This is a genomic window from Kordiimonas sediminis (assembly GCF_014656395.1).
Classification (GTDB): domain Bacteria; phylum Pseudomonadota; class Alphaproteobacteria; order Sphingomonadales; family Kordiimonadaceae; genus Kordiimonas_A; species Kordiimonas_A sediminis.
The window spans coordinates 257,243-282,475 of sequence record NZ_BNCI01000002.1 but is presented as its reverse complement, the minus strand read 5'-3'; the positions used below and the strand labels follow the sequence as shown (position 1 = coordinate 282,475).

26 protein-coding genes and 1 tRNA gene are annotated in these 25,233 nt (G+C 49.9%); 13 read left to right on the top strand and 14 right to left on the bottom strand.

What is annotated here, in order from left to right:
* Positions 1 to 4 precede the first annotated feature (4 nt).
* Positions 5 to 658, bottom strand: coding sequence for an MBL fold metallo-hydrolase (locus tag IE181_RS08865; protein WP_191252095.1), 654 nt, complete (start codon positions 656 to 658; stop codon positions 5 to 7).
* A 111-nt stretch (positions 659 to 769) separates the two neighbouring features.
* Here IE181_RS08865 and IE181_RS08860 point away from each other — a divergent pair, with 111 nt between their 5' ends.
* Positions 770 to 1,618, top strand: a complete 849-nt coding sequence (locus tag IE181_RS08860) for a tryptophan 2,3-dioxygenase (protein WP_191252093.1) — start codon at positions 770 to 772, stop codon at positions 1,616 to 1,618.
* A gap of 52 nt (positions 1,619 to 1,670) precedes the next feature.
* Entirely contained in the window at positions 1,671 to 2,309 is a 639-nt protein-coding gene (gene kynB, locus IE181_RS08855) for an arylformamidase (RefSeq protein ID WP_191252091.1), read from the top strand.
* A 36-nt stretch (positions 2,310 to 2,345) separates the two neighbouring features.
* Here kynB and IE181_RS08850 read toward each other — a convergent pair whose 3' ends face one another.
* From IE181_RS08850 to IE181_RS08835, 4 genes are all read right to left on the bottom strand, one after another.
* Positions 2,346 to 2,585, bottom strand: coding sequence for a hypothetical protein (locus IE181_RS08850; RefSeq protein WP_191252089.1), 240 nt, complete (start codon positions 2,583 to 2,585; stop codon positions 2,346 to 2,348).
* Between the two features lie 104 nt (positions 2,586 to 2,689).
* Positions 2,690 to 3,433, bottom strand: a complete 744-nt coding sequence (locus IE181_RS08845; RefSeq protein WP_191252087.1) for a substrate-binding periplasmic protein — start codon at positions 3,431 to 3,433, stop codon at positions 2,690 to 2,692.
* 242 nt (positions 3,434 to 3,675) lie between these two features.
* On the bottom strand, positions 3,676 to 4,194 hold the full coding sequence (locus IE181_RS08840; RefSeq protein ID WP_191252085.1) for a PEPxxWA-CTERM sorting domain-containing protein: 519 nt from the start codon (positions 4,192 to 4,194) through the stop codon (positions 3,676 to 3,678).
* A 373-nt stretch (positions 4,195 to 4,567) separates the two neighbouring features.
* Positions 4,568 to 4,642 (bottom strand) — tRNA-Gln (locus IE181_RS08835).
* 159 nt (positions 4,643 to 4,801) lie between these two features.
* On the opposite strand from IE181_RS08835, the gene IE181_RS08830 reads away from it, so the two are divergent.
* Complete coding sequence (locus IE181_RS08830; RefSeq protein ID WP_191252083.1) at positions 4,802 to 5,776, top strand: NAD-dependent epimerase/dehydratase family protein; 975 nt, start codon at positions 4,802 to 4,804, stop codon at positions 5,774 to 5,776.
* Between the two features lie 20 nt (positions 5,777 to 5,796).
* Here IE181_RS08830 and IE181_RS08825 read toward each other — a convergent pair whose 3' ends face one another.
* Genes IE181_RS08825 through IE181_RS08815 form a run of 3 tightly spaced genes read right to left on the bottom strand, consistent with a single transcriptional unit; the run spans position 5,797 to position 10,149 of the window.
* Positions 5,797 to 6,693: a 4-(cytidine 5'-diphospho)-2-C-methyl-D-erythritol kinase gene (locus IE181_RS08825; RefSeq protein WP_191252081.1), complete on the bottom strand. Its 897-nt coding sequence runs from the start codon at positions 6,691 to 6,693 to the stop codon at positions 5,797 to 5,799.
* A gap of 10 nt (positions 6,694 to 6,703) precedes the next feature.
* Positions 6,704 to 8,473 carry a tetratricopeptide repeat protein gene (locus IE181_RS08820; RefSeq protein ID WP_191252079.1) on the bottom strand — a complete coding sequence of 590 codons (1,770 nt, stop codon included), beginning with the start codon at positions 8,471 to 8,473 and terminating at the stop codon, positions 6,704 to 6,706.
* A gap of 20 nt (positions 8,474 to 8,493) precedes the next feature.
* Positions 8,494 to 10,149: an electron transfer flavoprotein-ubiquinone oxidoreductase gene (locus tag IE181_RS08815; protein WP_191252077.1), complete on the bottom strand. Its 1,656-nt coding sequence runs from the start codon at positions 10,147 to 10,149 to the stop codon at positions 8,494 to 8,496.
* Positions 10,150 to 10,405: 256 nt separating this feature from the next.
* Here IE181_RS08815 and IE181_RS08810 point away from each other — a divergent pair, with 256 nt between their 5' ends.
* From IE181_RS08810 to IE181_RS08785, 6 genes are all read left to right on the top strand, one after another.
* Positions 10,406 to 11,260, top strand: coding sequence for a uracil-DNA glycosylase (locus IE181_RS08810; RefSeq protein ID WP_373308362.1), 855 nt, complete (start codon positions 10,406 to 10,408; stop codon positions 11,258 to 11,260).
* The gene (locus tag IE181_RS08805; RefSeq protein WP_191252075.1) at positions 11,257 to 13,071 is read left to right on the top strand and encodes a lytic transglycosylase domain-containing protein; all 1,815 of its coding nucleotides are present in this window, start codon (positions 11,257 to 11,259) and stop codon (positions 13,069 to 13,071) included. The genes IE181_RS08810 and IE181_RS08805 overlap by 4 nt, the downstream gene beginning before the upstream one ends.
* A 150-nt stretch (positions 13,072 to 13,221) precedes the next feature.
* Positions 13,222 to 14,733, top strand: a complete 1,512-nt coding sequence (locus tag IE181_RS08800; RefSeq protein ID WP_229819287.1) for an alanine/glycine:cation symporter family protein — start codon at positions 13,222 to 13,224, stop codon at positions 14,731 to 14,733.
* Complete coding sequence (locus IE181_RS08795; protein WP_229819285.1) at positions 14,730 to 15,239, top strand: nuclear transport factor 2 family protein; 510 nt, start codon at positions 14,730 to 14,732, stop codon at positions 15,237 to 15,239. Before IE181_RS08800 ends, IE181_RS08795 begins: the two co-directional genes overlap by 4 nt.
* A gap of 187 nt (positions 15,240 to 15,426) precedes the next feature.
* The gene (locus IE181_RS08790) at positions 15,427 to 16,068 is read left to right on the top strand and encodes a PAS domain-containing protein (RefSeq protein WP_191252073.1); all 642 of its coding nucleotides are present in this window, start codon (positions 15,427 to 15,429) and stop codon (positions 16,066 to 16,068) included.
* 166 nt (positions 16,069 to 16,234) lie between these two features.
* Positions 16,235 to 17,653, top strand: coding sequence for a cryptochrome/photolyase family protein (locus tag IE181_RS08785; RefSeq protein WP_191252071.1), 1,419 nt, complete (start codon positions 16,235 to 16,237; stop codon positions 17,651 to 17,653).
* 54 nt (positions 17,654 to 17,707) lie between these two features.
* On the opposite strand, the gene IE181_RS08780 is transcribed toward IE181_RS08785, so the two are convergent.
* The 3 genes from IE181_RS08780 to IE181_RS08770 all read right to left on the bottom strand — a co-directional run bounded on the left by IE181_RS08780 (position 17,708) and on the right by IE181_RS08770 (position 20,083).
* Positions 17,708 to 18,511, bottom strand: a complete 804-nt coding sequence (locus tag IE181_RS08780; RefSeq protein WP_191252069.1) for an SDR family oxidoreductase — start codon at positions 18,509 to 18,511, stop codon at positions 17,708 to 17,710.
* 64 nt (positions 18,512 to 18,575) lie between these two features.
* On the bottom strand, positions 18,576 to 19,376 hold the full coding sequence (locus IE181_RS08775; RefSeq protein ID WP_191252067.1) for an enoyl-CoA hydratase/isomerase family protein: 801 nt from the start codon (positions 19,374 to 19,376) through the stop codon (positions 18,576 to 18,578).
* Positions 19,377 to 19,390: 14 nt separating this feature from the next.
* The gene (locus IE181_RS08770; RefSeq protein ID WP_191252064.1) at positions 19,391 to 20,083 is read right to left on the bottom strand and encodes an SOS response-associated peptidase; all 693 of its coding nucleotides are present in this window, start codon (positions 20,081 to 20,083) and stop codon (positions 19,391 to 19,393) included.
* A gap of 81 nt (positions 20,084 to 20,164) precedes the next feature.
* Between IE181_RS08770 and IE181_RS08765 the strand changes: the two genes are divergently transcribed.
* Together IE181_RS08765 and IE181_RS08760 are read left to right on the top strand one after the other, a co-directional pair.
* A complete protein-coding gene (locus IE181_RS08765) occupies positions 20,165 to 20,620 on the top strand; it encodes an NUDIX hydrolase (RefSeq protein WP_191252062.1) in 456 nt (151 codons plus the stop codon).
* Between the two features lie 36 nt (positions 20,621 to 20,656).
* Positions 20,657 to 20,881 (top strand): DUF2842 domain-containing protein, encoded by a 225-nt coding sequence (locus IE181_RS08760; protein ID WP_191252060.1) that lies wholly within the window; start codon positions 20,657 to 20,659, stop codon positions 20,879 to 20,881.
* 58 nt (positions 20,882 to 20,939) lie between these two features.
* On the opposite strand, the gene IE181_RS08755 is transcribed toward IE181_RS08760, so the two are convergent.
* Positions 20,940 to 22,565, bottom strand: a complete 1,626-nt coding sequence (locus tag IE181_RS08755; RefSeq protein WP_191252058.1) for a long-chain fatty acid--CoA ligase — start codon at positions 22,563 to 22,565, stop codon at positions 20,940 to 20,942.
* 170 nt (positions 22,566 to 22,735) lie between these two features.
* Between IE181_RS08755 and IE181_RS08750 the strand changes: the two genes are divergently transcribed.
* Complete coding sequence (locus tag IE181_RS08750) at positions 22,736 to 23,326, top strand: EipA family protein (RefSeq protein WP_191252056.1); 591 nt, start codon at positions 22,736 to 22,738, stop codon at positions 23,324 to 23,326.
* A 12-nt stretch (positions 23,327 to 23,338) separates the two neighbouring features.
* Here the strand turns inward: IE181_RS08750 and IE181_RS08745 are convergent, their stop codons facing one another.
* Both IE181_RS08745 and IE181_RS08740 read right to left on the bottom strand, forming a co-directional pair.
* Positions 23,339 to 23,776, bottom strand: a complete 438-nt coding sequence (locus tag IE181_RS08745; RefSeq protein ID WP_268245736.1) for a M67 family metallopeptidase — start codon at positions 23,774 to 23,776, stop codon at positions 23,339 to 23,341.
* Entirely contained in the window at positions 23,748 to 24,227 is a 480-nt protein-coding gene (locus IE181_RS08740; protein WP_191252052.1) for a hypothetical protein, read from the bottom strand. Before IE181_RS08740 ends, IE181_RS08745 begins: the two co-directional genes overlap by 29 nt.
* Positions 24,228 to 24,237: 10 nt before the next feature.
* Between IE181_RS08740 and IE181_RS08735 the strand changes: the two genes are divergently transcribed.
* A complete protein-coding gene (locus IE181_RS08735) occupies positions 24,238 to 25,227 on the top strand; it encodes an RluA family pseudouridine synthase (RefSeq protein ID WP_191252050.1) in 990 nt (329 codons plus the stop codon).
* The last annotated feature ends 6 nt before the right edge of the window (positions 25,228 to 25,233 follow it).

Here is a 25,233-nt window from a genome sequence, read left to right as displayed (position 1 = left end):
GCGTTTATTTTCCAGCAAGCACCTGATCCGCTACGAATGGATTGCTGACGCGCTCCTGTCCAAACGTGGACAATGGGCCGTGACCCGGCACAAAAGTAGTTTTACGACCCAGCGGCCATAACTTTTGTGTGATCGACGCAATCAGATCGTCCATGTTTCCTTTCGGAAAGTCCGTGCGGCCAATCGACCCTTTAAAAATCACGTCTCCAACGAAAGCAACATCCATTTTACCTTCGTAAAACACGACATGACCCGGTGTATGACCCGGACAATGAATGGTCTCTAGTGTTACATTACCAAAAGAGATTGTATCGCCGTCATCAAGCCACTTATCCGGCGTACAGTTACGCGCACCCTGAACACCATACTGTGCCGCGCTGGTCTCTATCTGATCGAGCCAGAATTTATCATCCTTATGCGGACCCCAGATTTCCAGCCCCAGTTTATCTTTAAGCTCTGCCGCGCCGCCCGCATGGTCCAAATGACCATGTGTCAGAATAAGCTTCACTAGCTTCACACCCAGGCTTTCCACTTTCTCAAGGATCAGGCCAATATCGCCGCCGGGATCAACCAGAACGCCTTCCATTGTTTCATCACACCAAACGATGCTGCAATTCTGTGCAAGAGCAGTAACCGGAACAATCTGTGCTTTGAGCATATATATCTCCTTTAATTGCCTCGCACCCTACTGAGATGTTTTGGATTCCGCAAGACCATTGACAGGCCGATTAGTATCATGAGAAACAATCTTTTTTCAGGGAGTAATAGAATGAGTGATAAAACAGCACCATCAACCTCGGTTGATTTGTCAGGCGAGAAGATTCACTGGAATCAGGACCTGAGCTACGGCAGCTATCTCCAGCTGGAACCTCTCCTGCAATGCCAGAAGCCCGTCTCAGGCGAGCATGATGAAATGCTGTTCATTGTTATTCATCAGGCTACTGAGCTGTGGCTAAGGGCTTGTCTGCATGAAATTGGCGGCGCGATGCAGCATTTGATCGCAGACGATTTGGGCCCTGTGTCCAAGATGCTGTCACGTGTGTCAAAAATTCAGGCAAATCTGCAACAAAGCTGGGAAATATTATCAACTATGACACCGGCGGATTATGCCAAATTCCGGGATAGTCTTGGTCAAAGCTCTGGCTTCCAGTCTTTTCAGTACCGCGAAGTGGAATACCGCCTTGGTAACAAGAATGCCAAAATGGCCGAAGCCCACAAGGAAAACCCAGCCGTTTATCAGCACTTGCAGGATGTGCTGGACAGTCCCAGTTTTTATGACCTCTGTATCCAGCTACTTGCAAAACGCGGGTTTGATCTGCCTGAAAGCTGCACAAACCGTCAGTGGCGCGAACCATATGCAGCAAGCGACGCCGTAGAAAATGCCTGGCTGGAAGTTTATCAAAATACTGAAAAATACTGGGACCTGTATGAACTGGCCGAAAAACTGGTTGATTTAGAACATCATTTCCACCAGTGGCGCTTTGCCCATATGAAAACTGTGGAAAGGATTATTGGCTATAAACGGGGTACTGGCGGCACCGGCGGTGTCAGCTACCTTGTCAAAGCACTTGATCTTCGTTTCTTCCCGGAACTTTGGACCGCCAGAACGAAACTTTAGTCAACCATCCAATTTTGGAACAAGCATACCATCACGGTGAAGGGCACAGGCAATGACAAAGATTTACGATATTAGCCAAACCATACGTGGTGGTATTCCGGTCTGGCCCGGCGACACTCCTTTCGCCCTGGAAACCACATGGGGTATAGGGCCAGAATGTCCGGTGAATGTATCAAAACTGACCCTGTCCACCCACACAGGAACCCATGCAGATGCTCCGCTGCATTACACTGAAAACGGGGCTGATAGCGCTACCAGCAGCCTTTCACCCTACATAGGTGCAGCCATCCTTGTTGATGCCTCCTCATCGGTGTCTAGCGGCGCATCTCTGACACGTAGCACCTTGGCACAGTTATTACCGGCGGCAGTGCCTGAACGCGTGCTGATAAAGCTTTTTGACCGTAACACTGTTGAAATCTGGCCAACGGGCTTCCCCGCAATTGAAAGTGATGCCATTGAACTGCTCGCGGAGAAAGGGGTTAAACTGATTGGTACAGATACACCGTCCCTGGACCCAGAAACATCCAAAACTATGGATGCGCATATGGCCGTTGCACGCAACAACATGGCAATCCTTGAAGGGCTGGTTTTGGACGGTGTGACACCCGGGGCATATGAATTGATCGCACTCCCCCTAAAAATAGAAGGCGCGGATGCAAGTCCTGTCCGCGCCGTCCTTCGTGATATTTAAGGGCCGCTGCGCTGGCCCATCTGCATAAAGCCTGCCCTATCCGGCGATGGCTTTGATCGCATGGATAAAGGCGTCAATGTCATCCGTGGAATTATAGACATTTGGCGTGACCCGGATACAGGAACCACTGTTTAAGCCAACCCGGTGCACGGTGAAAATATTATGATCCATAATCAGTTTTTCTGCCAGCGCCTTATTTTCCTCAATACTGTTTTTTCCTGACAATCTGAAGCTTGTGATCCCTCCATAACAGCGGGCATCCTCCAAAGGTGTCATAATCTGGATACCGGCATGATCACCAAGCGCATGTGCCCAGCGGTCCCTCAGGGATCGCAGTCTGTCCTCTTTTCACTTGGATCTAATGGTCTGGTTTTGCGGGACTACTGACGTACCAAAGCAGGATTTACGTAAGGCGTACGGTCGAAGTAAGCGTCAATCTCAGGGATTTTATCAGCACAGGCCCATTTTCTGTTGATTGTCATATGGGCGCTGTTCTTTGTTATAAACTCTGGATGCACACCAAGCTGCCCCGGGGGATTACCTAAATTTACGTAATCCATCTCCATATTCTCAAGATTGCTATAGATATAATCAGCCCGCCTGTCTTCTAGCAACTGTGCCGCCTGCTTTAAGGTTTCAATCTCAATAATTGTAGGGCCTTTGGCTTTGATTTTCTCCATAACCGGACGGTCCCGGTATAATACAAATGTCAGAATACTCGCTTCTGACAAAGGCACTAATCCCAGGTCCTTCCTGTAAATCAAACCATAAGTATTTGAAAACAAAGGCCCGCTAAGATGATACATCTGTGCGCGTTCTTTGGAATAAAGACCAGCCAGAATAATATCCACATCCCCGTTTTCCATATCCCGCAAAAGACGACCAGCTGGCTTAACGGGCAAGGCTTGTGCCTCGATATCGAGAGACTGCAGCATTTGCGAGACATAATCTACAAGGGGGCCTTCAAAGCTCGACTTAGTGTGAACATAATGAGGAGGCCAACTTGGAAACACGCCAATTCGAGCAACCTTACAAGTGTCTTTGGAACTTGCAGCCGCAGTGAATGACGCAGCAAATACAGCCGCGACTATATAATGAACCAGATACAAGAATCTTACTTGCAAAACTCTTCCCACTTGCCATTGCCCCGAACGTACAGCGGCGAAACTATTGTCACAGAATGCACTGAATTTCAAGACAACAGAAGGGTATATATTAGAGGGCAATCAAAGAAACCATTAAATATTACAGAAATAGTTCTGTTTTTTTAAAACGTTATACTTATCGACTGGGAAAGAAAAAAAAAGAAAAAACGGACCACGATGGGCCCGTTTCACTGAATTCTCGGCAAGTTTTATAATCCGCGTTAAGCGACCCGCAGTTGCCGACGGCGACGCACAGCAACCCCAACAACCCCAAAACCCATAATCATCATAAGCCAGGTAGACGGCTCTGGCACGCCTGACACAATGTTCCCTGAAAAGCTATAGTACCGTTCACCATCATCAAACGCCAACCCCATCGCTGTTACATTGGCACTGCCCGACAAGAAAGAGACCTGAGCGAAAATAACATCATCGCCGGTCATCAACTCCCCGCCAAAGCCACTAGACGTGGAAAAACCACCAAGGACATAAGGGTTATCGTTTTCTATCTCAAAGTCCGCGATATCTCCCACCCCTGGCGCGGAGCCAATCACAACTTCAAGAATTTCGCCGGGATCAAAATAATCCCCACTAAAGCTGAGACCGCCAAAAATGATTGTTTCATAGGTGAAATCAAAATCAGCATGCTGATCATTATAAAAAACGAATGTCGTTGTTGAGGCACTTGACGCGAACGAGACCCCCACAAACAGGAAAACACTTAAAATAAGACACTTCATAATTCCCCCAGATACAATCTTGCAAACAGCCCTTTAGATAATTTACCCCTACTATCAGTTGGACAAAGTGTCAACTATTGTTAACAATTCATTAACCATTTGAGGGCATCTGTCCCACTTTGAAACAGCCTCCAGCAATCCTATTGCCCGCAAGACAGAGCAAAGTCAGATTAAGGGGCCCAAATAACGAACTAAAGCTGGTATGGCGTGGCAAGAAGTAAACCCTTGAACTATTATAGCCCCGCAGGGAACTCGCTTAGGTGAAGATACCAGATACCCTTAATATCAGATACGGAAGGCGCAGGAGTTATCGGAACAACTAAAGAGCCGATACTACACACACTAACATATTGATTGAGTTATCTAAAAAGGATGGCTGGGGCGGCAGGATTCGAACCTGCGAATGCCGATACCAAAAACCGGTGCCTTACCACTTGGCGACGCCCCATCAGATTTGATGTGGGCGGTTTGTACCCAAACTGCCGGTAAGAGTAAAGACCTTTCTGTATTTTTTTTATCTTTTGTTTTTCACCCAAAGCTTTCAACAATTAACGTCTTGTTTTCATTTTAAATTTTCGTAAGCTATCTACAAAGATGGGGCACAGATATGACGGTTTTAGTAACAGGCGCAGCCGGGTTTATCGGTTCATATGTGGCACAGTCGTTGTGCCGCCGGGGAAACACCGTCATCGGCATTGATAATCTGAATGACTATTATGACCCCATACTGAAAAAAGCCCGCCTATCGCAGCTCCAACCACTCTCAGGTTTCAACTTTCACCACGTTGATTTTGCTGACAAAGACGCCCTCTTTGAAGTTGCTGCCAAACACAAAATTACGCAGATCGTGCACCTTGGGGCCCAGGCTGGGGTTCGCTATTCAATCGACAATCCAGATGCCTATGTCGCCAGCAATCTGGTTGGCCATGTAAACATTCTTGAACTTGCCCGCCATACAGACTCACTTGACCATCTGGTCTATGCCAGCAGTTCCAGCGTTTACGGCGGCAATAGTAAACTGCCCTTTTCAGAGCAGGATACGGTGAACAACCCTGTATCGCTCTATGCTGCTACAAAACGCGCTGATGAGCTATTAAGCCAGTCCTATGCCCATTTGTACGGCTTACCACAGACGGGCTTACGTTTTTTTACTGTCTACGGCCCATGGGGACGGCCTGATATGGCATATTTCCTATTTACCAAGGCCATTTTGGAAGACAACCCGATTACCATATTCAACAACGGCGACATGGGCCGGGATTTCACCTATATCGATGACGTCGTTACAGGTCTTCTGAGTGTCCTCGACACGCCGCCTGAAACAAACGCAGAGGCGCCTCCACACAGGCTGTATAACATTGGCAATAACCGCCCGGAACGGTTGATGACAATGATTGAAATTCTTGAAGAACTTTTGGGCAAAAAAGCGATAAAGCAGTTCAAGCCAATGCAGGCAGGAGATGTCAAAGAAACATTTGCTGATATTACCGCGCTTCAACGGGATTTCGGTTTCAGCCCATCAACACCGCTCACGACAGGACTGCAACATTTTACCGAGTGGTACCGTTCTTACTATTCCTAGACTTGGGCGCAAATTAGAAACTAATTGCGCAAACGGTCAGCATACACCCACCAATTTGGATGCTTGGTTTTCATATCCTTCTCGGCGCACGCAAGCGCCGTTTCATCCTCATATAAGGCGAAGCATGTTGCCCCGGAACCAGACATCCGCGCCCCCAGACACCCCGCTGTCTCCGACAAGGCAGCAACAACATCCTGAATTACAGGACAAAGAGACACCGCAGGCGCTTGCAGGCTATTTACCGTCTCCCTGAACAAATGCTCCGTATCATGCAGAATATCACTCCGCTGGTCAGGGCTGATGTCAGCGACGAAAGGTTCCTCCAGCGTTTGAAACCGTTTAAAAACGCTGGGTGTTTCAACCTTAACACCCGGGTTCACCAACAGGATATAGGGCGGCAGAGAGTGCGTAACAGGTGAAACGTCTTCACCGATCCCTTTAACCCACAGGGCCTGCTGATAAAGACATGCCGGTACATCGGCCCCAAGTTCCAGTGACATGGCCGCCAGTTCATCATGGGAGAGACCGCAATTCCAAAGACTATTGAGCGCAAGCAGCGTGGCAGCCGCATCTGATGACCCACCACCGATGCCAGCCGCAATCGGCAGCTTTTTATCCAGCGTAATGCGTACGCCCTGCCCGCTTACTGAAACCCTCGACGCCAAAAGCCGCGCCGCTTTCAGACAGAGGTTATCCTCCGGGGCCGTTCCCTCAAGGTCAGTTCCTTCAAGATCAGGGGCGAAAGGCCCAGTGATAGCCAGACTGAACGTATCTGCCAGTTCGCAGGTGATACCGTCCCCGGCATGGGTGAAAACAAACAGGCTTTCCAGATCATGGTACCCGTTTGACCTGCGCCCGGTAATATGGAGAAACAGGTTTATCTTGGCAGGTGCATCAATAGTAACGGCGTCAGACATCCCGCCCACCCTAGAGCGCATCTTCCAGACCGAACTCGATCTTACGTTCTATCGTCTGGCGCAGCTCCTCGGTATCAGGCCCGCTATCAAGCGCATGCCGCCACTGGAAGCGTGCCTCTATCCTGCGTCCCACACGCCAGTATGCATCTCCCAAATGGTCATTGATCGTCGCATCATCAGGCTCCAGCCGTACTGCTTTTTCCAGATACTCAACTGCCTTGGCATAGTCACCCGTCAGATAATGCACCCAACCGTAGCTGTCTGTAATAAAGCCGTCTTCCGGTCTGGCTTCCATAGCCTGCTGGATCATTTCTTTGGATTTATCAATATTCTGGCCACGATCAATCCAGCTGTAGCCTAAATAATTCAGGACATTCGGGTCGTCCGGGTTGAGACTATTGGCTATTTGCAGATCCTGCTCTGCTTCATCCCAGCGCCCTAAACGCTCCAGGCAAATACCCCGCACAAAGAAGATAAACCAATCGCTCTGTTTCGTCTCTGTCAGTGCCTCAATCACCGTAGTGTAGTGCACGGTTGCTTCCTCGAAACGGCTTTCTTCCCGCAATATATCACCCAGTGTGGTGTGCAACACTCTGCTGTCTGGGCTGTTCACCAGTTCTTCCCGCAGCATGTCAATGGCAAGCTGGGTATCGCCTGCGGCTCTGACAGCACTAATATGCCTAAGTCGAGCCAGTCCATAGGACGGCGTTCCCCGCGCAATCGTGGCATAGGCCCGTGCGGCCTGTTGCGGATTGCCGACCTTTTCGAACATTTCCCCCATCAAGAGATAGAGCTCGTCGGTATCAGGTGACAAAAAGCTCGCCAGTCGCAGATACACAACTGCTCCCATATTCGAGCCGCCACGCGCAAACTCCGTTGCCAACCGCAAGAACAATTGCGACACGCCGCTTTTTGGGGTCGCCACATGATTTGATGGCTTGCCGGTTTGGGCGATGCGTACACTTTCACGCAGCAAATACCGGTTATTACTATATGTCTTGGCATGCTCCCCAAGAAGGCTGCGTGCTGCTTCCATGTCCCCCATACGAACAAGAAGATATGCGTAGGCGATGATCGGCTGAACGGTCGCACCGCGTTCCTGCGCCATCAATTCCTGATAGGCAGTGATAGCACTTTCATTTTTACCCATATAATCCAGCATATAGGCCCAGTATTCGAGCCCCAAAGACCGCAGGCGAGGATCCGCCAGCATGGGCGCCATTGCAGCCTGTGCTTTGCCTTCCTGTCCTTGTGCAGCATAACTCCATGCCTTCAAAATCGGTGACAGAACAAAAGAAAAGCCGTTATTCATAACCAGCCCGTCAACCCGTGTCTCTGCGGCTGACCAATCTTTTTGCTTAAAGGCATCCAATATATAGGTCAGATGGATCAGATTATCAGAAACCACCTTATCTTCGTCAGGTTTTGACAAAAGACGACGGGCAACCGTTGATGCCTCCTGCAAACGCCCAGCATAGATCAGCTCCATAAAGGCGCGTTCGGCGATAAACACGCTGTCAGGGTCAATTTCCAGCGCATCAACAAACAGGGAAGCTGCCTTTGTATGCTGGGAAGAATGCTGTGCGAACATCGCAAACACGAAAGGACTATAGACACTTTCTTCCGTCTGATATTCGACGTCAAAAGGACTGTGAAACGGAGACGGCACTGTTTGTTGCGGCGCAGGCGTACTAGCACCACACCCAACCAGTGCAGCAGAAAGACAGGTCGAGACAAACAACTGTCTCAACCCCTGTTTTCTGATTGTATCAAATGTCATAATGGCTGACGGTCTCGACCCTACATATTCGGATAGTTTGGACCGCCGGCACCTTCCGGAACGACCCAGTTAATATTCTGTGTTACGTCCTTGATATCACAAGTTTTGCAGTGAACACAGTTCTGTGCGTTGATTTGCAGCCGTTTTTCAGCCTCTGTATCGCCCACATATTCGTAAACACCCGCAGGGCAGAACCGCTGCTCCGGGCCTGCATACTCAGGATAATTCACCTTCATGGGGATAGAAGCGTCCTTCAGTGTCAAATGACACGGCTGTTCTTCCTCATGGTTGGTGTTGGACAGGAAAACACTTGATAATTTATCAAAGGAATACACACCATCAGGCTTTGGATAGTCAATCGGTGTGCATTCACTTGCCTTTTTCGTAGCTTCATTATCCTTGTGGCCATGCTTCAGTGTCGGCATCAATGCGCCCAGACCAAGGGTATTCATCCACATGTCGAAACCGGAATAAAGTGTACCAAGTGCAATTCCAAACTTTGCAAGTGCAGGACGTGCGTTCCGTACCTTGTAAAGGTCCTTGTAAATCCAGCTATCCTTGAACGCTTGCTGATATCCATCCAGCAGAATGTCACCATTAGAGCCTGCTGCGATTGCGTCAAAGGCTGTCTCGGCTGCCAACATGGCAGATTTCATCGCGTTATGTGTGCCTTTGATCCGCGGAACATTGACAAAACCTGCAGCACATCCAACCAGGGCACCGCCGGGGAAATATAGCTGCGGCACAGACTGAAGACCGCCTTCATTGATTGCTCTCGCGCCATATGAAACGCGGCGACCGCCTTCCAGTATTTCTTTTACTGCAGGATGAGTTTTAAACCGCTGCATTTCATCAAACGGCGACAGATAGGGGTTTTTGTAATCAAGCGTAACTACAAAGCCAATTGCTACCTGATTGTTTTCCTGGTGGTAGATGAACCCGCCACCAGCATCCTCTTCCAGTGGCCAGCCCTGCGTGTGGATCACACGGCCAGGGTGATGTTTCGCAGGATCAATATCCCACAATTCCTTGATACCGATACCGTATGTTTGATGCTCGCAGTCATCCCGAAGGCCGAACTTAGCTTCAACCTCTTTGGTTAGTGAACCGCGGCAGCCCTCTGCAAACAATGTATATTTTGCTTTCAGGTCCATGCCTGGCATGAAGCTATCTTTTGGATTGCCTTCACGGTCAACGCCCATATCGCCTGTGCCAACGCCGCATACGCGTCCGTCTTCGTCATACAAAACCTTGGCACCCGCGAATCCCGGATATACTTCCACACCAAGCGCCTCTGCCTGTTCAGCTAGCCAGCGAGTAAAGTTTCCAAGGGAGAGGGTGTACATACCATCATTTGACATCAACGGCGGCATGATGAAGTGCGGCATATTTTTCTTGCCGGTTTCAGAAAGAATCCAGTGCTGGTTGTCAACAACCGGTACATTCAGCGGCGCGCCCTTTTCTTTCCAGTCCGGGATCAATTCATTCAGTGCAATCGGATCAACAACAGCGCCAGACAAAATATGGGCACCAATCTCTGACCCTTTTTCGATAACACAGACCATCAGTTCCTGGTCTTTTTCCTGTGCGAGCTGCATCAACCTGATCGCAGCAGAGAGGCCAGCGGGACCACCCCCAACGATGACAACATCAAATTCCATGGATTCGCGTTCCATACGATACTCCTATCTCGGCAAAATCGTCTAAAAGCAACACCGTAGCTTTACGTATATCGCTTTAACCCTCATGTCCCTTATTTGCTCGGTTTATGCCCTTAAATGCGCTCCGGGTCAAATGAACAGACCGAATATTTACACCTGAACATACGCACAAATGACCAAAACAAAATCCATGACATAAAATATCTCTATAATTTTGCCATATTTTTTCATACAACCTACATTTAGAAGCCCAGATATAAACAAACAGGAAGTGTCATTGTCTCAATTCAGCGATCATCAGACTTTGGACCCGGCCACACTCCTGGCCTGGCAAGTCGCCATGGGGGCTGACGAGGCGATAGATGATATGCCTGTTGACCGGTTTGCACCCGCAGCACAGCCTCAAAGTGCTGCTGGAGAGCCAGCATTCCAGCCACCAAATGCAGTAAGCCAACCCCCTGCTCGTGAACGTGCTACACAACCACGGCCCGTTGTGGCAAAACCCGTCCAGAAAATGGAAGGGGCAGGCGCAGACGTGGCCACTCAGGTCGCTGCGGCAGCCAACACCCTTGAAGAACTTCAAGCAGCAATGGAGGCCTTTGATGGTGGACTTCTGAAACGCTCTGCCAAATCTACCGTTTTTTCTGATGGGGTGCCGGGCAGCGACGTCATGTTAATCGGCGAGGCTCCTGGCGCAGAGGAAGATCAAGCGGGAAAACCATTCATTGGACCTGCGGGACAATTTCTGGACCGCATGCTGGCTTCAATAGGACTGGATCGTGCGAAGAATGTCTATATTTCCAATCTTGTTCCGTGGCGCCCCTTGGGCAACAGAACACCAGACCCGGCTATTGTCAGCATGTGTCTACCCTTCATTCGCCGACATATCGCGCTTGCAAAACCAAAAGTAGTTGTCTTGGTTGGCGGGGTATCGTCACAGGCGCTTCTTGATACGACGAATGGTATCGTAAGTCTGCGCGGAAAATGGCGCACCATTGACATTGAAGGTCATAATTTTGACGTGCTTCCAACCTATCACCCTGCATTCCTTTTGCGACAACCTCTGAAAAAGCGGGAATCATGGAAGGACTTGTTATCTGTTAAGGAAAAACTTGGTTTGTTATGAGTATGACGCGTCCCTTTCTTCAGTATTTTTTTCTGGCGATCCTTGCCGTTAGCTCTGTCATCATTGGCAGCCTGTCCGCATCGGCAGAGGATGGAGAGGCAGCTATACCGCGTGTCCTTTCAGACAAAGATGTCAGCAGGTATCAGCGCATTTTTGAATTGCAGGACGAAGCCAAATGGAAACAGGCTGACCGTCTTATAAAGTCTCTGGAAAAAGATACACTGATGGGGCATGTCCTGTTCCAGCGGTACATGCACCCGACTGGGTACCGCAGTAAATATTCCGAGCTGTCTGGCTGGATGAAAGAATATGCTGACCTGCCCGGTGCATGGCGTATTTATAACCTGGCGCGGCGGCGTCAGGGCAAAGCGGCAGCCCCTAAACGCCCACTGGACACCCGGTATCCTGGCGTTACAGGACACAGCACACAGTCTAAACCACCCGTAAAACGCCGGTCACGCACAGAGCTACGTGCAGTTAGCCGCTTCAAGGCAAACATCAGACGTTATGTCAGCAGCGGCCTGCCCGACAGGGCTGAACGCCGTTTCTGGGCTATGGAGGCAACAGACCTCTTGGCACCCCACGAAAAAGCAGAGGCGCTGGAGCGTATAGCCGCCAGTTACTATTATACCGGTAACGACTTTAAGGCACAGGTCTATGCAGAATATGCTGCCAACGAATCTCGCGAAGTCGTACCTGAAAGTGACTGGATCGCGGGGCTTGCATACTGGCGTGCCGGAAAGACGGAAAAAGCATACATACATTTTAAAGCCTTAGCTGGTGCAGAACGGGGTAGCAGCTGGCTTCTGGCCGCCGGTAACTTATGGGCAAGCCGCGCTGCATACCGTCTACAGCGTGTTGATGAAGGCGTGAAATATCTTCGGTCTGCCAGTCAGTATTCCGAGACTTTTTATGGACTGATTGCTGCCCGACAACTGGGGATCAAACCGCAAATAAACTGGACCCTGCCCCATCTGGACACCACGATCGTCAATCGGCTTTTGAAACATCACGCAACGGCGCGGTCAATTGCCCTTTGGGAAATCGGACGGGACGATCTGGCTGATGAAGAAATGCGTCTTTTATGGGGGCGCGAAGGCACCAAAGTACAGGATGATATTCTTGCCTTGTCAGCTCACCTGAACTTACCGGCGATACAAATGCGTATTGGCTGGTCAGGCGGCACCGGCAATCCGGCACCAACGTCTGTGCGGTATCCTCTCCCCGACTGGGCGCCAGTTGACGGCTTCCGCCTGGACCGAGCCTTGATTTTTGCAGTTGTCCGGCAGGAAAGTAATTTCCGTATCCGTGCCCAAAGTGGTGTTGGCGCCCACGGATTGATGCAGGTTATGCCTGCGACTGCCAGTTACATTACCCGAGACAGGTCTCTGTTCCGGCGTGCAAAAAACAAACTGTATCAGCCTGAGTTTAACATGGCGCTGGGTCAGCAGTATCTCGAATATCTATTGGACAAAGACGAAGTGGATGCCAATCTCTTCATGCTTTTGGCAGCCTACAATGGCGGCCCAGGAAGTCTGGCACGGTGGAAAAACATGACAGAATACCGCCATGATCCCCTGCTGTTTATTGAATCCATTGATTTCCACGAAACCCGCAACTTTATCGAACGTGTCATGGCGAACCTATGGCTGTACCGCATGCGAATGGGCCAAGCGACACCAACACTGGATGTCGTTGCGTCTGGCGGCTGGCCAACACCTGAAATGCTGGATACACCTGAAGAGCGCATGATAGATAAACGCCGCAGAGAACGTCTTGAACGCAGAACAGCGCATCACGCAGGCACATAGACCTTCATCCCGGTTCCGGGCCGTGTCTAGAACCATAAAACAAAAGGGCGGGTGTACCAACAAGTAAATTTGATACACTTTCTTCTTTCAATCACGAATTTCCCTCTCTAGGATGCCGCCTTTATCTAAATTCACGGTGGAGGAAAGTGGGTGCGGAACGTAACGCATTTAATAAGCTGCATACTGTCTGTCGGGATTCTGTCCGGTGCGGCATCAGCACAGGATACAGAAGTAACACGCGGCGGATTTATTGATTTTCTAGTCAGCATTATTCACGCGCTGGACGCATTCGCTTTCAAAAGCATCAATATCTTCGGCATTGAAATACAGTGGATCATTGTCTGGATGGCCATGCCAATGATACTGCTGACACTCTATTTCAGATTCATTAATCTGCGCAGCTTCCGGCGGGCATGGGACATTGTACGCGGGAAATATCATGACGATATGGCACCGGGCGAAGTAACACAGTTCCAGGCGCTATCTACTGCCCTTTCAGGCACGGTAGGACTTGGAAACATTGCCGGTGTTGCAGTCGCCATCAGTATTGGGGGCCCTGGTGCCAGCTTCTGGATGATCCTGATCGGCACGCTGGCGATGACCCTTAAATTCGCGGAATGTACACTGGGTGTGAAGTACCGGAAAGTCCATGCCGACGGCACCATTTCCGGCGGCCCTATGTATTATCTTGAAGCCGGACTGAAAGAACGCGGCTGGGGCACATTTGGGAAAATCCTTGCATGGACATATGCCATTCTGGCAGTTCCCACACTCCTGCAGGTGGCTCAGGTTAACCAAAGCTATGAAGCAATCAACTATGTCGCCGGCTTTGAAGGCAATGGCTACAAATGGGGCTTTGGTGTTATCACAGCGACGCTAACAGCCATCGTTATCATCGGAGGTATTCGGTCCATTGCGCAAGTTACCAGCCGTCTTGTACCCCTTATGGCAGGGATTTATATCACGGCAGCAATGGTCATTATTCTGGGCAATGTGTCTGAAGTCCCCGCTGCATTCGTAACGATTTTCAACGGTGCCTTTTCACCGGAAAGTGTTGGCGGCGGGATTATTGGTGTCATCATTATCGGCATGAAACGAGCGGTTTACTCAACGGAAGCAGGGCTGGGTAGTGCAACAATCGCCCACGCAGCTGCAAAAACCCGCGAACCCGTTTCAGAGGGTATGGTCGCGCTGATGGAACCCTTCATTGATACAGTTGTTGTATCCACCATGACTGCCCTTGTCATCATCATCACTGGCGCATATATCGGCAGCGAAGGCACCGAAGGCGTAGCGTTGACATCTGGTGCTTTTGGTTCCGTTATTAGCTGGTTCCCCTATATTCTGGCTATTGCATCCTTTATGTTTGCCTTCTCCACCATCATCAGCTGGGGTTATTATTCCGGCAAAATATGGGAATTTGTCTTCGGTGGCTCTGACAGATCCATGAATCTCTTTAAAATCATCTTCTGCGTTACGCTGGTTCCAGGCGCTGTTTTCAGCCTGAAAGAAGTGTACATGCTGATGGACAGCCTGTTCTTCCTGATGGCCGTTCCCAACATACTGGGTATCTACATCATGGCGCCTGTCCTAAAACGCGATCTGCAAAGCTATCTGGAACGTCTGAAGTCTGGTGAAATCAAGCCAAAGGAACAATCATGATCAAAATCTTCTCTAAAATCGCTAGATCCCTGTGCATGGTCCTTCTTGTCGCTGGCACTGGTTTCTCAACTGTATCAGCTGATTCCAAAGACATAGAGGCCGTAAATCAGGTTCTAAACGCCTACCACAAAGCGGCTGGTGAAGGCGACTGGGATACCTATTTTAATCAAATGGCTGAAACCAGCGTATTTCTGGGAACGGATATTACGGAACGCTGGACAAAGAAAGAGTTTCAAGCCTACGCCGAGACACGCCCAACGGGTTGGAAATACACACCGAAGAAACGTAATATTGACATGACACCGGATGAAAATGCTGCTTTCTTCGATGAAATCCTTTTGTCTGAGCAATATGGCTACAGCCGTGGTTCCGGTGTTCTGATTCGTACAAAGTCTGGCTGGAAAATTTCGCAGTATAATCTGACATTCCCGATCCCCAACGATGTGTTCACTGAAATCACAAAACAGTTTCAAGGGCTTGTCGCTGATCAGGTAAAAGACAATTAGGGTACTTTTAAGCCACCTTGAAACTTGGACCATTTACAGGCACCATAGGCGTCACAGGCACCCCCGCCTTATCCGGTGACAGATGTTACAAAGAATAAGAGTATAACAGTTTCCGACTTTGTGCCCCTGCGCCACTGCCAACATTTCCTGAATTTTCGGGATAGGGTGAAGGGGTCAGGAGACTGCTATGGAACTCAGTGGTCCTTTATCTGAAATGATGGAGTATTGGCGCGCTTTGCCGCGGCAGACAGGATCGGTCATTCCCAACAGACTGGCTTTCCATCCCAAGCATTTCACCCACATCATGCCGCGACTTAGTCTGTTAAAGCGCGTTGACGACGACCAATTGATGTTTGGCGTTGTCGCCACATCGGTAGAAGAACTGTGGGCACACCCTGTCACCGGTATTAATGCCTATGATTTGGCGGCACCCAAAATGCAGCAGAACCTTAGCCGGTTCTGCGATGCCATCCTTGACCAGCCAAGCGGCGCCTTTGTCAAAGAGACTGTGGCAAATGAACATGGTCAGCTTAATCAAGTTAACTCTCTCTATCTCCCTATGAATGACAAGGACGGTATTCCCAACTACATCCTTGGCTGCACGCTGGCAGAAAAGCCAGGCAACAAAGTGCCCTTATCAGACCGGTTTGTTCTTGATCACAACAAGATCCGCGGCATTAAGTTTCTTGATATTGGGTGCGGCACGCCAGCAGTTGACTTTGTCCTGGACAATACCCCGAACACTCTTACCCACACACCAAGGCCAAATTGGTGGCAACGGCTTATACCAACAAGCAGCACACGCCCTTCCGGGCCACGACGACACTGATACAGGACGAATGCATCCGCTAAAACAGAACCACTGATTATTACTGTGCACGCCATAATCCAGTTGCTACTGCAGTGCGTAGAAAGTTCTGCAGTAGCCAGAGACTTGCTTTGTGTAGAAAGTCATACATCGTCAAGTTTCCACATAGCATAGTACAGAGATTTTTATGCCCCGCACTTCCACATCCCTTTTTTGGTTTCGCCAAGATCTTCGCCTTTCTGATAACCCTGCCCTGGTTGCAGCTGCAAAGGCTGGCACAGTCATGCCCGTTTTCATTCTGGATGATGCGGCAGCGGGTGAATGGTCGAGGGGTAGTGCCAGTCGGGCTTGGCTGCATGCGTCTTTGAAAGCCCTGAACGAGGCACTTGGTGGCAAGCTCGCGACCTTCAAAGGCAGCGCAGAAGACATTATCCCCCGACTTGTTAAAGACAATTCCATTAAAAACATCCACTGGAACCGCTGCTATGAGCCGTGGCGGATTGACCGTGACATGCGGATCAAAGACACACTTCATGCGATGGGCTGTACGGCCGAAAGCCACAATGGGTCGTTACTGTGGGAACCATGGGAAGTCCAAAAGCCAGACGGCAGCCCTTACAAGGTGTTCACCCCATTTTATAAAAAAGCAAGCCAGGAAGCTGCCCCCCCAGCGCGTCCACTGCCCCGTCCAGATTGCAACTTTATCAAGGCTGATGGAGGGTGCATGGTGGATGAACTCAGTCTGCTACCAAAAACCCTCGACTGGGCAGACACCATGATGTCGGACTGGGAAGCTGGAGAGGAAGCAGCCTTCACACGCCTGCAGGAGTTTCTGGAAGACGGATTAACCGGATATAAAACTGGGCGCAATTTCCCGGCACGTGCAAATGTATCCCGCCTGTCACCCTATCTTCATTTCGGTGAGATTTCTCCGCGTACGGTCTGGTATGCAGCGCTGAATAGGCCTGCCTCGGACGACCGGAAGCACTTTTTGTCAGAACTGGGTTGGCGCGAGTTTTCCTATTATTTGCTGTATCATTTTCCAACGCTGCCAAGGCAGAATTTCCAGCCAAAGTTCGATGCCTTCCCCTGGGGCGAGAACGAAGAAGCCTTGAAAGCGTGGCAACAAGGCCAAACAGGCTTTCCCATTATCGACGCAGGCATGCGGGAATTATGGCAGACTGGCTATATGCACAACCGTGTCCGTATGATTGTTGCATCCTTCCTTGTAAAAAATCTGCTGATAGATTGGCGACACGGCGAAGACTGGTTCTGGGATTGTCTTGTGGACGCAGATCTGGCGAACAACAGTGCCAGTTGGCAATGGGTCGCGGGGTCCGGTGCAGACGCCGCCCCCTATTTCAGAATTTTCAATCCCGTCTCCCAATCCGAGAAATTTGACCTGGACGGCAGCTACATCAGGACCTATGTGCCCGAACTTCAAGGTGTGCCCGCACCCTATATCCACACGCCGTGGACCGCCCCCAAAAGCATTTTAACTGCCTCTGGTGTGACACTTGGGGAAACCTACCCCGAGCCAATATGTGATCTAGCGCTGACACGGTCACAGGCGCTGGCGGCATACCAAACCATCAAAGGCACATAAACGTAAGGGGAACACGCTGTTCCCCTGTATTTCGTGTCGCACTGTGACGATTCCCTAAGTAGGTTTTCCCATATTGACCACCGCTTTAAAGAGTGCTTTGGGGAAGAAACGTTTCAACCAAACGGCCTGTGCTTCTTTTCCTTGGGCAACCAATATCTCAGGCTCCCCTTTTTTCATTTTAGCCAGAATAACATCGATACATGTATCCACAGGCATGCCCGTTGCGATATTCGTATCCGTACGGCCAAATTCAGTACCATCCCCTTTCAAGGCGTTCTTGGAAATATTCGTCTGAATGAAACCCGGCGTAATCGTCGTTACCTTGATATTATTGCCGGCAACTTCGGCGCGCAGTGCATCAAAAAAGCCCATCATAGCATGTTTGGCCGCGCAGTATCCCGTACGGTACGGCACACCAATTTTCCCCGCAACAGACGCCGTGACCATCATGTGGCCACTGCCCTGATTAATCATAATGGGCAATACAAGTTTGGTCAGGGCAATCTGGCCGAACACATCAACTTCAAAGAGCTTGCGGTATGTGTCCATTGTCGTATCCACTGCCAAGGACCGCTGCGAAATGCCTGCATTATTGAAAAGATAATCAATTCTGCCGGTGAAATTTTTCGCCGCTTCAACCTTTGCCGGCATAGAAGCTTCGTCGGTTACGTCCATGGGCAGGACAAGGATTTTGGCATCCGGCGCGAGCGCTTGACATTCGCCTTTCACGCGGTTCAGTTCTGCTTCATTACGTGCAGACAGGATCAATGATGCTCCGTCCGTCACAATCTTTTTGGCGAAAGCCTCCCCAATGCCAGAAGACGCCCCCGTGATCCATACCGTTGTATTTGAAAACATATTCCCTCCCCTGCAAATACTTGTCAGAACTCTAAGGGGAAAAAGACAGCGGATCAATCAGCGATCAGCCATTCCAGCGAAAATTTGGGGGACGCTTTTCACGAAAGGCAGCGACACCTTCCCGCGCATCCATGCCGTTATGTGCATCGGTGAATATTTTGGCGGTTTCTGCATCATCATCCAGCTGGCCGTCAAGAATTCGCCGGATTACCTTCTTGATGCCGCGGACAGAATACTGGCTGACACTTGCCATGTTGCTAGCAAGATCGCGAACAGTATCAGGTAGCAAATCGGGTTCAACTACCTGATCAACAAGGCCAATCTGCAACGCTTCCTCTGCGGCAAAAATCCTGCCGGTGAATAAAATATGTTTGGCCGCCGACGGACCAACGAGCTCGATTAACTGGCGTGTGTCGTTCAGTGGATAAACAATACCAAGCCTGGCAGGAGTAATCCCAAAAGTGGCCTGACTGGATGCAATACGCATATCACAGTGGATTGCAAGCCCGCACCCACCCCCGATACACGCACCCGGCACCTCTGCAATGGTAGGCTTCTCGGTTCGCGCCAAGATACGCTGTGCCTGTCTGATAGCGACACGGTTTTTCTCACGCTTGACTTCGTCTTGTGAAAATTCTTCCAGTTCCTTGATGTCCGCACCGGCAGAGAAAGCCTTGTCACTACTGGAACAGACAACGATCACCCGTACATCCGGATCAGTATCAAGCAGTTTTGCCGCCTCGGGAATTGCACGCCACATCGCATAGGACATTGCATTGAATTTATCAGGTCTATTCAAGACCAGACGGCCAATACCATCTGCTTTTTCAATATAGACAGAGTGCGAACGATCAGAATAATCCATAGGTAATCCAGTGCTTAAAACAGGCTCCCCTGTGATACGTCGTCATTTGGCAATAAACAAGCAGGATCATCAAATCGCACAGAATTGACACGTCGGCTGACCGCCTGCCAATGGAACTGTGTCTCAGGCATCCAGTCAAAAGACTTCAAAAAGCCTCTGGGTAGCGGGTCTTCCGGACGCAGCCATGCCTCATACTGATGCGGCTGAACAACCAAAGGTTTCCGTTTATGGACAGACCTAAGGGGACCGGTCGCCTCGGCCGTTACAATGGCCATTGTCTCCAGCCAGTGCTCCCCTTCCGGACCGTGCCATGTAGACCATATTCCTGCAAACGCAGCAGGGGATTTTTTTGTAGGCGAGATATAGTAAGGGAGAGCCAGTCCATTCTGCCGGCGCCATTCGTACCAACCTGAAAATGGCACTAAACACCGCTTACGTTTAACACTGGACCGAAAAGATGGCTTGACCTCAACCGTCTCAATCCTGGCATTAATCAGCGGCTTTGTATTGATTTCTTTGGCCCATTCAGGGACAAAACCCCATTCTACCGCAACAAGTTCCCGTTTGCCGTACTCATCATGCCGAACGATTAAAACAGGTTGGCGCGGCGCAATATTATACCGGGGATCAATCGCTACAGGCGCCTGAACCCCAAATGTTTTGCGCAGTTCTTCGATTGCGTCAACTAATGTGTATCTACCGCACATGGATGCCTTAATTGGACCTTGTGTCCATCATATTTACTCGTCAAACTGCCTTCTTGATAGTGGAAGAAAATAGGAAAAACAATGTCTGTACGTTCTTTTCCCCGACCGATAGTGGGTGTAGGCACAGTTGTGTTCTGCGGTGATAAGGTCCTGCTGATCAAACGTAGTAACCCGCCAAAGGCAGATGAATGGAGCCTACCCGGCGGCAAACAGGAACTGGGCGAAACACTTGTTGAAGCTGCAAGACGCGAAGTATTGGAAGAAACAGGTATTATAGCAGAGATCAAGGGGCTGGTTGATGTCGTGGACTTTATTGACCGGTCACCATCTTCTCAAAAGATCGCACACCACTACACCCTAATAGATTACTGGGGTATCTGCACGGCAGATACAGTCACAGCGGGCAGCGATGCCAAGGCCGCATGCTTTTATTCCCTTGAAGAAGCACTGGCCCTTCCGCTATGGAGTGAGACAAAGCGTATCATTCTGGCAGCAAACGCCTTATATGTTGCATCCAGACAGGAAACCGCTGACTAATCATCCGAACTGAGTATCAGGAAACGAGGCACCACAATGAGCAACACCAAACCAACTAATCGCAGCGCAATTGGCATGGCTATTTTGATTTTTGGCCTGACCGCATATGCCTTTGCCGCCGCAGCCATTGGTGAACTGTTCGGTGAAAGCGGCCTGACCATACAAACACTCTATTATTCTTTTGCCGGGATCATCTGGATTTTCCCGGTTAAAAAACTTCTGGTCTGGATCGAGGAAGGCCACAAAAAAAGGGACGAGTAAACCCCGTCCCTTGACCGTTTAGAGCGGCCCCATAAGACCACTCTATATCCCATATGGCCTAGGTGCCCGGAAACTTATAATCCTTGAACTGATCCCGCAGATCCTTTTTCGAGATTTTCCCCGTAGCAGTGTGCGGTAGCTCGTCCACAAATTCTATACCGTCCGGCAACCACCATTTGATCACGTGCTGTAACAGAAATTCATGCATTTCTTCCAGGGTGACAGTCTTGCCTTCATGCATTTTCAGGATCAGAAGGGGACGTTCCTCCCATTTCGGGTGGTAGCGACCGATAACCGCAGCTTCGACCACATCAGGGTGCGCAACCGCAGCATTTTCCAGATCAATAGAGCTGACCCATTCCCCGCCTGACTTGATCACATCCTTGGAACGGTCTGTGATCTGCATGTACCCGTATTCATCAATACAAGCCACATCACCAGTATCGAACCACCCGTCATTATCGACGGCACGCGTGTCAGCGCGGTAATATGTATCCACAACCCATGGCCCACGAACAAGAAGATTACCCGATGTTTTACCATCGCGCGGCAAGCTGTTACCTTCGTCGTCCACGATTTTCATTTCAACACCAAGAACCGTCCGTCCCTGCTTGCACTGGACATCGAGTTTTTCTTTCTTGGAGAGATTGGCAACAGCCGCGTTTTCCGAACCGATAGATCCAAGCGGGCTCATCTCTGTCATGCCCCAGGCATGGTTCACCCGTACGCCGTAATTCTCCTGGAACTCTTCGATCATGGACCTTGGTGCCGCTGAACCACCGATCGTCACGGTCGTAAGCTTGCCCATATCTTTGCCAGTGTCCTTCAGATACTGAAGCATACCTGTCCAGACAGTTGGAACCGCCGCTGTTACATTCACATCTTCGCGGATGATAATGTCATGCAAAACATCAGGTTCAAAATGTGGTCCGTTCAGAACCATCTTACAGCCTGTCGCACAGGCTGCGTATGGTATGCCCCAGGCATTGGCGTGGAACATCGGCACCACCGGCAGAATTACTGACTTGGCAGTAATGCCCAGAGTATCACCGGAAATCGCGATCAATGTGTGCAAAAAGTTGGACCGGTGCGTATACTGAACACCCTTTGGATTGCCCGTCGTTCCAGACGTATAACACAAGCCGCACGGCGTATTTTCATCAAGGTCTGGCCACGCATACTCGCCGCTTTCCGCCATTAGAATTTCTTCGTAACTAATCCAATTATCACCCAGACCTTCTGGCATATGGTCTTTCCCGACCATGACAATGAATTTTTCGACGGTTTTCAACTCGGCTTCAATTGCCTGCACAAGCGGCACAAATGTCACATCCACACACAGAATTTTGTCTTCTGCATGGTTCATGATGTAGACAAGCTGTTCAGGGAATAAACGTGGGTTAATTGTATGGGTTACGGCGCCCATACCTGATGCAGCGTACCAGATCTCCACATGGCGGTGAGTATTCCACGCCAAGGTACCAACGCGGTCCCCTTCTTTAACACCAAGGGTCTGAAATGCCTGTGCTGCCTGTCGCGCACGCTTGGCCATATCCGCCATACTATAGCGGAACTCCCCGCCCTCTGGCAGTTTGCTAAAAATTTCCTGATAGCTATGGTTCAGTTCGGCATGTTCCAGTATTTTACTAACCAGAAGCGGCCAATCCTGCATATCTTTAAGCATTAAATAACTCTCCCCTAAACACTAGTAGACTTTAAATAATAGGATTATTTCCCACATTTCAATGGATCGATCACGATTTCGACACGATTATTGCCTTTTATAGCCCAGTCGCAGTATGTTTCAGCAACAATTTAACGTCAGGATGATATTTTCCTGCAGATGGGATGAAAATGACTAATGTTTCTATGATAACAAGAGCCGGCCGTGCCCTTGTTGCCGTGTGTTTCACTTTCTTTTGTTCCTTTGCCGCCATTCCTCAGGAATCGAGCAATGTGGATGATACATATGACGAAGATACAATCGTCGATGTCGCATCAGACTTTTTAGGGGAAGGTGCGGAAAGCATTGCCAAAGCATTAGAATCAGTCTTCAAGTCAAAAGGACGTCCCAATGCGTATATAACGGGATCGGAAGCTGGTGCGGGTCTTGTTCTTGGACTTCGTTACGGGGGCGGAACACTTCATCATAAAATCGAAGGCCAACGCACTGTTCACTGGACAGGGCCATCTATTGGCCTGGATGCCGGCGCTGATGCCGTAAAGGTCTTTGGTCTGGTCTATAATTTATATGACACAGAAGAAATCTATACCCGCATCGGTGCGGTTGAAGGCTCTTTCTACTATGTTGGCGGTCTGGGCATGAGCTACTATGGTAACAATGACCTTAGCATCGCCTTTGTTCGTGTGGGTGTGGGCCTACGTGCACAGGCTACCGTTGGCTACCTGAATATCACAAAGAAGAAACGCATTCTGCCTTTGTAAAACAGGCGTATATTAGTCAATCAAAATATCGACCTGACAAAATTTTGTCGGGTCTTTTCTTTCTGTCACATACGCTTGTGTCTGAACACTTGGGCCTGGCACTGATATCATCCAAACAAAATTTCCTTGTGTCGACGATGCTTTATCTGTGACCGATGGTTCAGTCTTGCCGCCCGGATGGCTATGCCAGACCCCTATTATTTCAGTCTTACCCTGATCATTACGCAGCTTTTTTTGAGCTTTAATATGAACAGCTGGATCAATCTCAAAAAACTTTGTCCGGTCTCTGTCTGAAACATTTGGCGACATAACTGCTGCCGTTACAGTGAAGCACTCTTCATAGGCATACCCCGTAAGCAAGGCACAAGCTTCTTCGGGGGCATACATAGTCGCAGCCCCCTCTAACTGACGGAGCGTGTCTTTAGTTATCCTGACGAACAACGGGGACATGGATACGGGTCACTTTGCCCGAAGCACGATCAAGAATGAGAATGGTATCACTGCCGTCCACACCCCGAAACTGCAACACCACTTCCCAGTCGCGGACTGTGGTGGATGTTAGGCTGGCACCTTCTGGGCGGGGCAACGTATAATCACCGCCTGCATCGGGGCGAGCAGACTGCACAGTTGGTGCGGAACGCGACCCGGCAGAGCGCGAAACAGCCTGCCCCGTATCTGCGGGTGCCGCATTTGCTGATACAGTTGTTTCCTGCGCGTCAGGGTCTTTCGTTGCAGCCTTCGTCAACTCATCTGCGATTTTGTAGAAAATCAGCGCCAACATACCAATGATAGCCACCCCCAGAACGATCACCAACATCTTCAGGCCAAATGGTGCCTTCACCTGCGGGAATTCGTCCATATCTGCATTCTTGGACGTGACATTTTCAGTTTGAACCGCCATAAGGGTCTCCATGACTGACCAATTTACCATTCAGATCGACAGCGCGATGGCTGGAAAACGCCTCGACAAGATACTTGCCGATCAACTACCTGACATTTCCCGTTCTCGGCTGAAAGCCCTGATCAAGGAAGGTCATGTCACACATTCAACCAGTTCGTCAACTGCAACTGTCACCAGCCCATCGCAATCTGTTAGGGCCGATGACATGTATATTGTCACCTTACCGGAACCGGAAAGCGCAGAACCAGAAGCACAAAACATCCCACTGGATGTGCTTTACGAAGACGCAGATGTCATTGTCATCAACAAACCCGCCGGGATGGTCGTCCACCCCGCAGCAGGTAGCCCTGACGGCACCCTGGTTAATGCACTATTGCACCACTGCGGCAGCAGCCTGAGCGGTATTGGAGGGGTCAAGCGTCCCGGCATTGTCCACCGCATAGACAAAGACACCAGCGGCATTCTTGTTATGGCAAAAAATGACAAGGCGCATCAGGGGCTGTCTATTCAGTTTGCAGACCACTCGATCGAGCGCGTTTACGGCGCAGTGTGTCGCGGCCATCCTAACCCGGCGGCAGGACGGATCGAGGGCAACATTGCCCGACATCCGGTTGACCGCAAAAAAATGGCGGTTACAGACAAAGGCGGTAAGTGGGCTGCAACCCATTATAAGACCCTGTCGAATTACCAACATCAGGGCATTGACCTGGCCAGCCTGATAGAATGCAGGCTGGAAACCGGACGGACACACCAGGTGCGTGTTCACATGGCCCATATTGGGCATGCGCTGGTTGGTGATCCTGTCTATTCTCGCGGCAAATGGTCCTCAAAAATACCGGCTGACCTGCGGGGGACACTACTTGGGTTTGCCCGGCAGGCGCTTCACGCACGTGTGATTGGTTTCATCCATCCCGTGACTGGCAAAACCTTGAAATTTGAAGCAGACTACCCATCTGATATGCAGAAACTGATATCAGCGTTAGATCAATATTCGGTCTGACGCATT

What these genes read in the sequence shown, in the direction of transcription:
- IE181_RS08755 (WP_191252058.1), bottom strand. Translation starts at nt 22,565, where the DNA reads ATGCTTAAAGATATGCAGGATTGGCCGCTTCTGGTTAGTAAAATACTG.
- IE181_RS08815 (WP_191252077.1), bottom strand. Translation starts at nt 10,149, where the DNA reads ATGGAACGCGAATCCATGGAATTTGATGTTGTCATCGTTGGGGGTGGT.
- IE181_RS08790 (WP_191252073.1), top strand. Translation starts at nt 15,427, where the DNA reads ATGGAACTCAGTGGTCCTTTATCTGAAATGATGGAGTATTGGCGCGCT.
- kynB (WP_191252091.1), top strand. Translation starts at nt 1,671, where the DNA reads ATGACAAAGATTTACGATATTAGCCAAACCATACGTGGTGGTATTCCG.
- IE181_RS08825 (WP_191252081.1), bottom strand. Translation starts at nt 6,693, where the DNA reads ATGTCTGACGCCGTTACTATTGATGCACCTGCCAAGATAAACCTGTTT.
- IE181_RS08805 (WP_191252075.1), top strand. Translation starts at nt 11,257, where the DNA reads ATGAGTATGACGCGTCCCTTTCTTCAGTATTTTTTTCTGGCGATCCTT.
- IE181_RS08840 (WP_191252085.1), bottom strand. Translation starts at nt 4,194, where the DNA reads ATGAAGTGTCTTATTTTAAGTGTTTTCCTGTTTGTGGGGGTCTCGTTC.
- IE181_RS08745 (WP_268245736.1), bottom strand. Translation starts at nt 23,776, where the DNA reads ATGTCCCCGTTGTTCGTCAGGATAACTAAAGACACGCTCCGTCAGTTA.
- IE181_RS08765 (WP_191252062.1), top strand. Translation starts at nt 20,165, where the DNA reads ATGTCTGTACGTTCTTTTCCCCGACCGATAGTGGGTGTAGGCACAGTT.
- IE181_RS08820 (WP_191252079.1), bottom strand. Translation starts at nt 8,473, where the DNA reads ATGACATTTGATACAATCAGAAAACAGGGGTTGAGACAGTTGTTTGTC.
- IE181_RS08770 (WP_191252064.1), bottom strand. Translation starts at nt 20,083, where the DNA reads ATGTGCGGTAGATACACATTAGTTGACGCAATCGAAGAACTGCGCAAA.
- IE181_RS08785 (WP_191252071.1), top strand. Translation starts at nt 16,235, where the DNA reads ATGCCCCGCACTTCCACATCCCTTTTTTGGTTTCGCCAAGATCTTCGC.
- IE181_RS08760 (WP_191252060.1), top strand. Translation starts at nt 20,657, where the DNA reads ATGAGCAACACCAAACCAACTAATCGCAGCGCAATTGGCATGGCTATT.
- IE181_RS08780 (WP_191252069.1), bottom strand. Translation starts at nt 18,511, where the DNA reads ATGTTTTCAAATACAACGGTATGGATCACGGGGGCGTCTTCTGGCATT.
- IE181_RS08865 (WP_191252095.1), bottom strand. Translation starts at nt 658, where the DNA reads ATGCTCAAAGCACAGATTGTTCCGGTTACTGCTCTTGCACAGAATTGC.
- IE181_RS08850 (WP_191252089.1), bottom strand. Translation starts at nt 2,585, where the DNA reads ATGACACCTTTGGAGGATGCCCGCTGTTATGGAGGGATCACAAGCTTC.
- IE181_RS08750 (WP_191252056.1), top strand. Translation starts at nt 22,736, where the DNA reads ATGACTAATGTTTCTATGATAACAAGAGCCGGCCGTGCCCTTGTTGCC.
- IE181_RS08795 (WP_229819285.1), top strand. Translation starts at nt 14,730, where the DNA reads ATGATCAAAATCTTCTCTAAAATCGCTAGATCCCTGTGCATGGTCCTT.
- IE181_RS08860 (WP_191252093.1), top strand. Translation starts at nt 770, where the DNA reads ATGAGTGATAAAACAGCACCATCAACCTCGGTTGATTTGTCAGGCGAG.
- IE181_RS08735 (WP_191252050.1), top strand. Translation starts at nt 24,238, where the DNA reads ATGACTGACCAATTTACCATTCAGATCGACAGCGCGATGGCTGGAAAA.
- IE181_RS08775 (WP_191252067.1), bottom strand. Translation starts at nt 19,376, where the DNA reads ATGGATTATTCTGATCGTTCGCACTCTGTCTATATTGAAAAAGCAGAT.
- IE181_RS08830 (WP_191252083.1), top strand. Translation starts at nt 4,802, where the DNA reads ATGACGGTTTTAGTAACAGGCGCAGCCGGGTTTATCGGTTCATATGTG.
- IE181_RS08740 (WP_191252052.1), bottom strand. Translation starts at nt 24,227, where the DNA reads ATGGCGGTTCAAACTGAAAATGTCACGTCCAAGAATGCAGATATGGAC.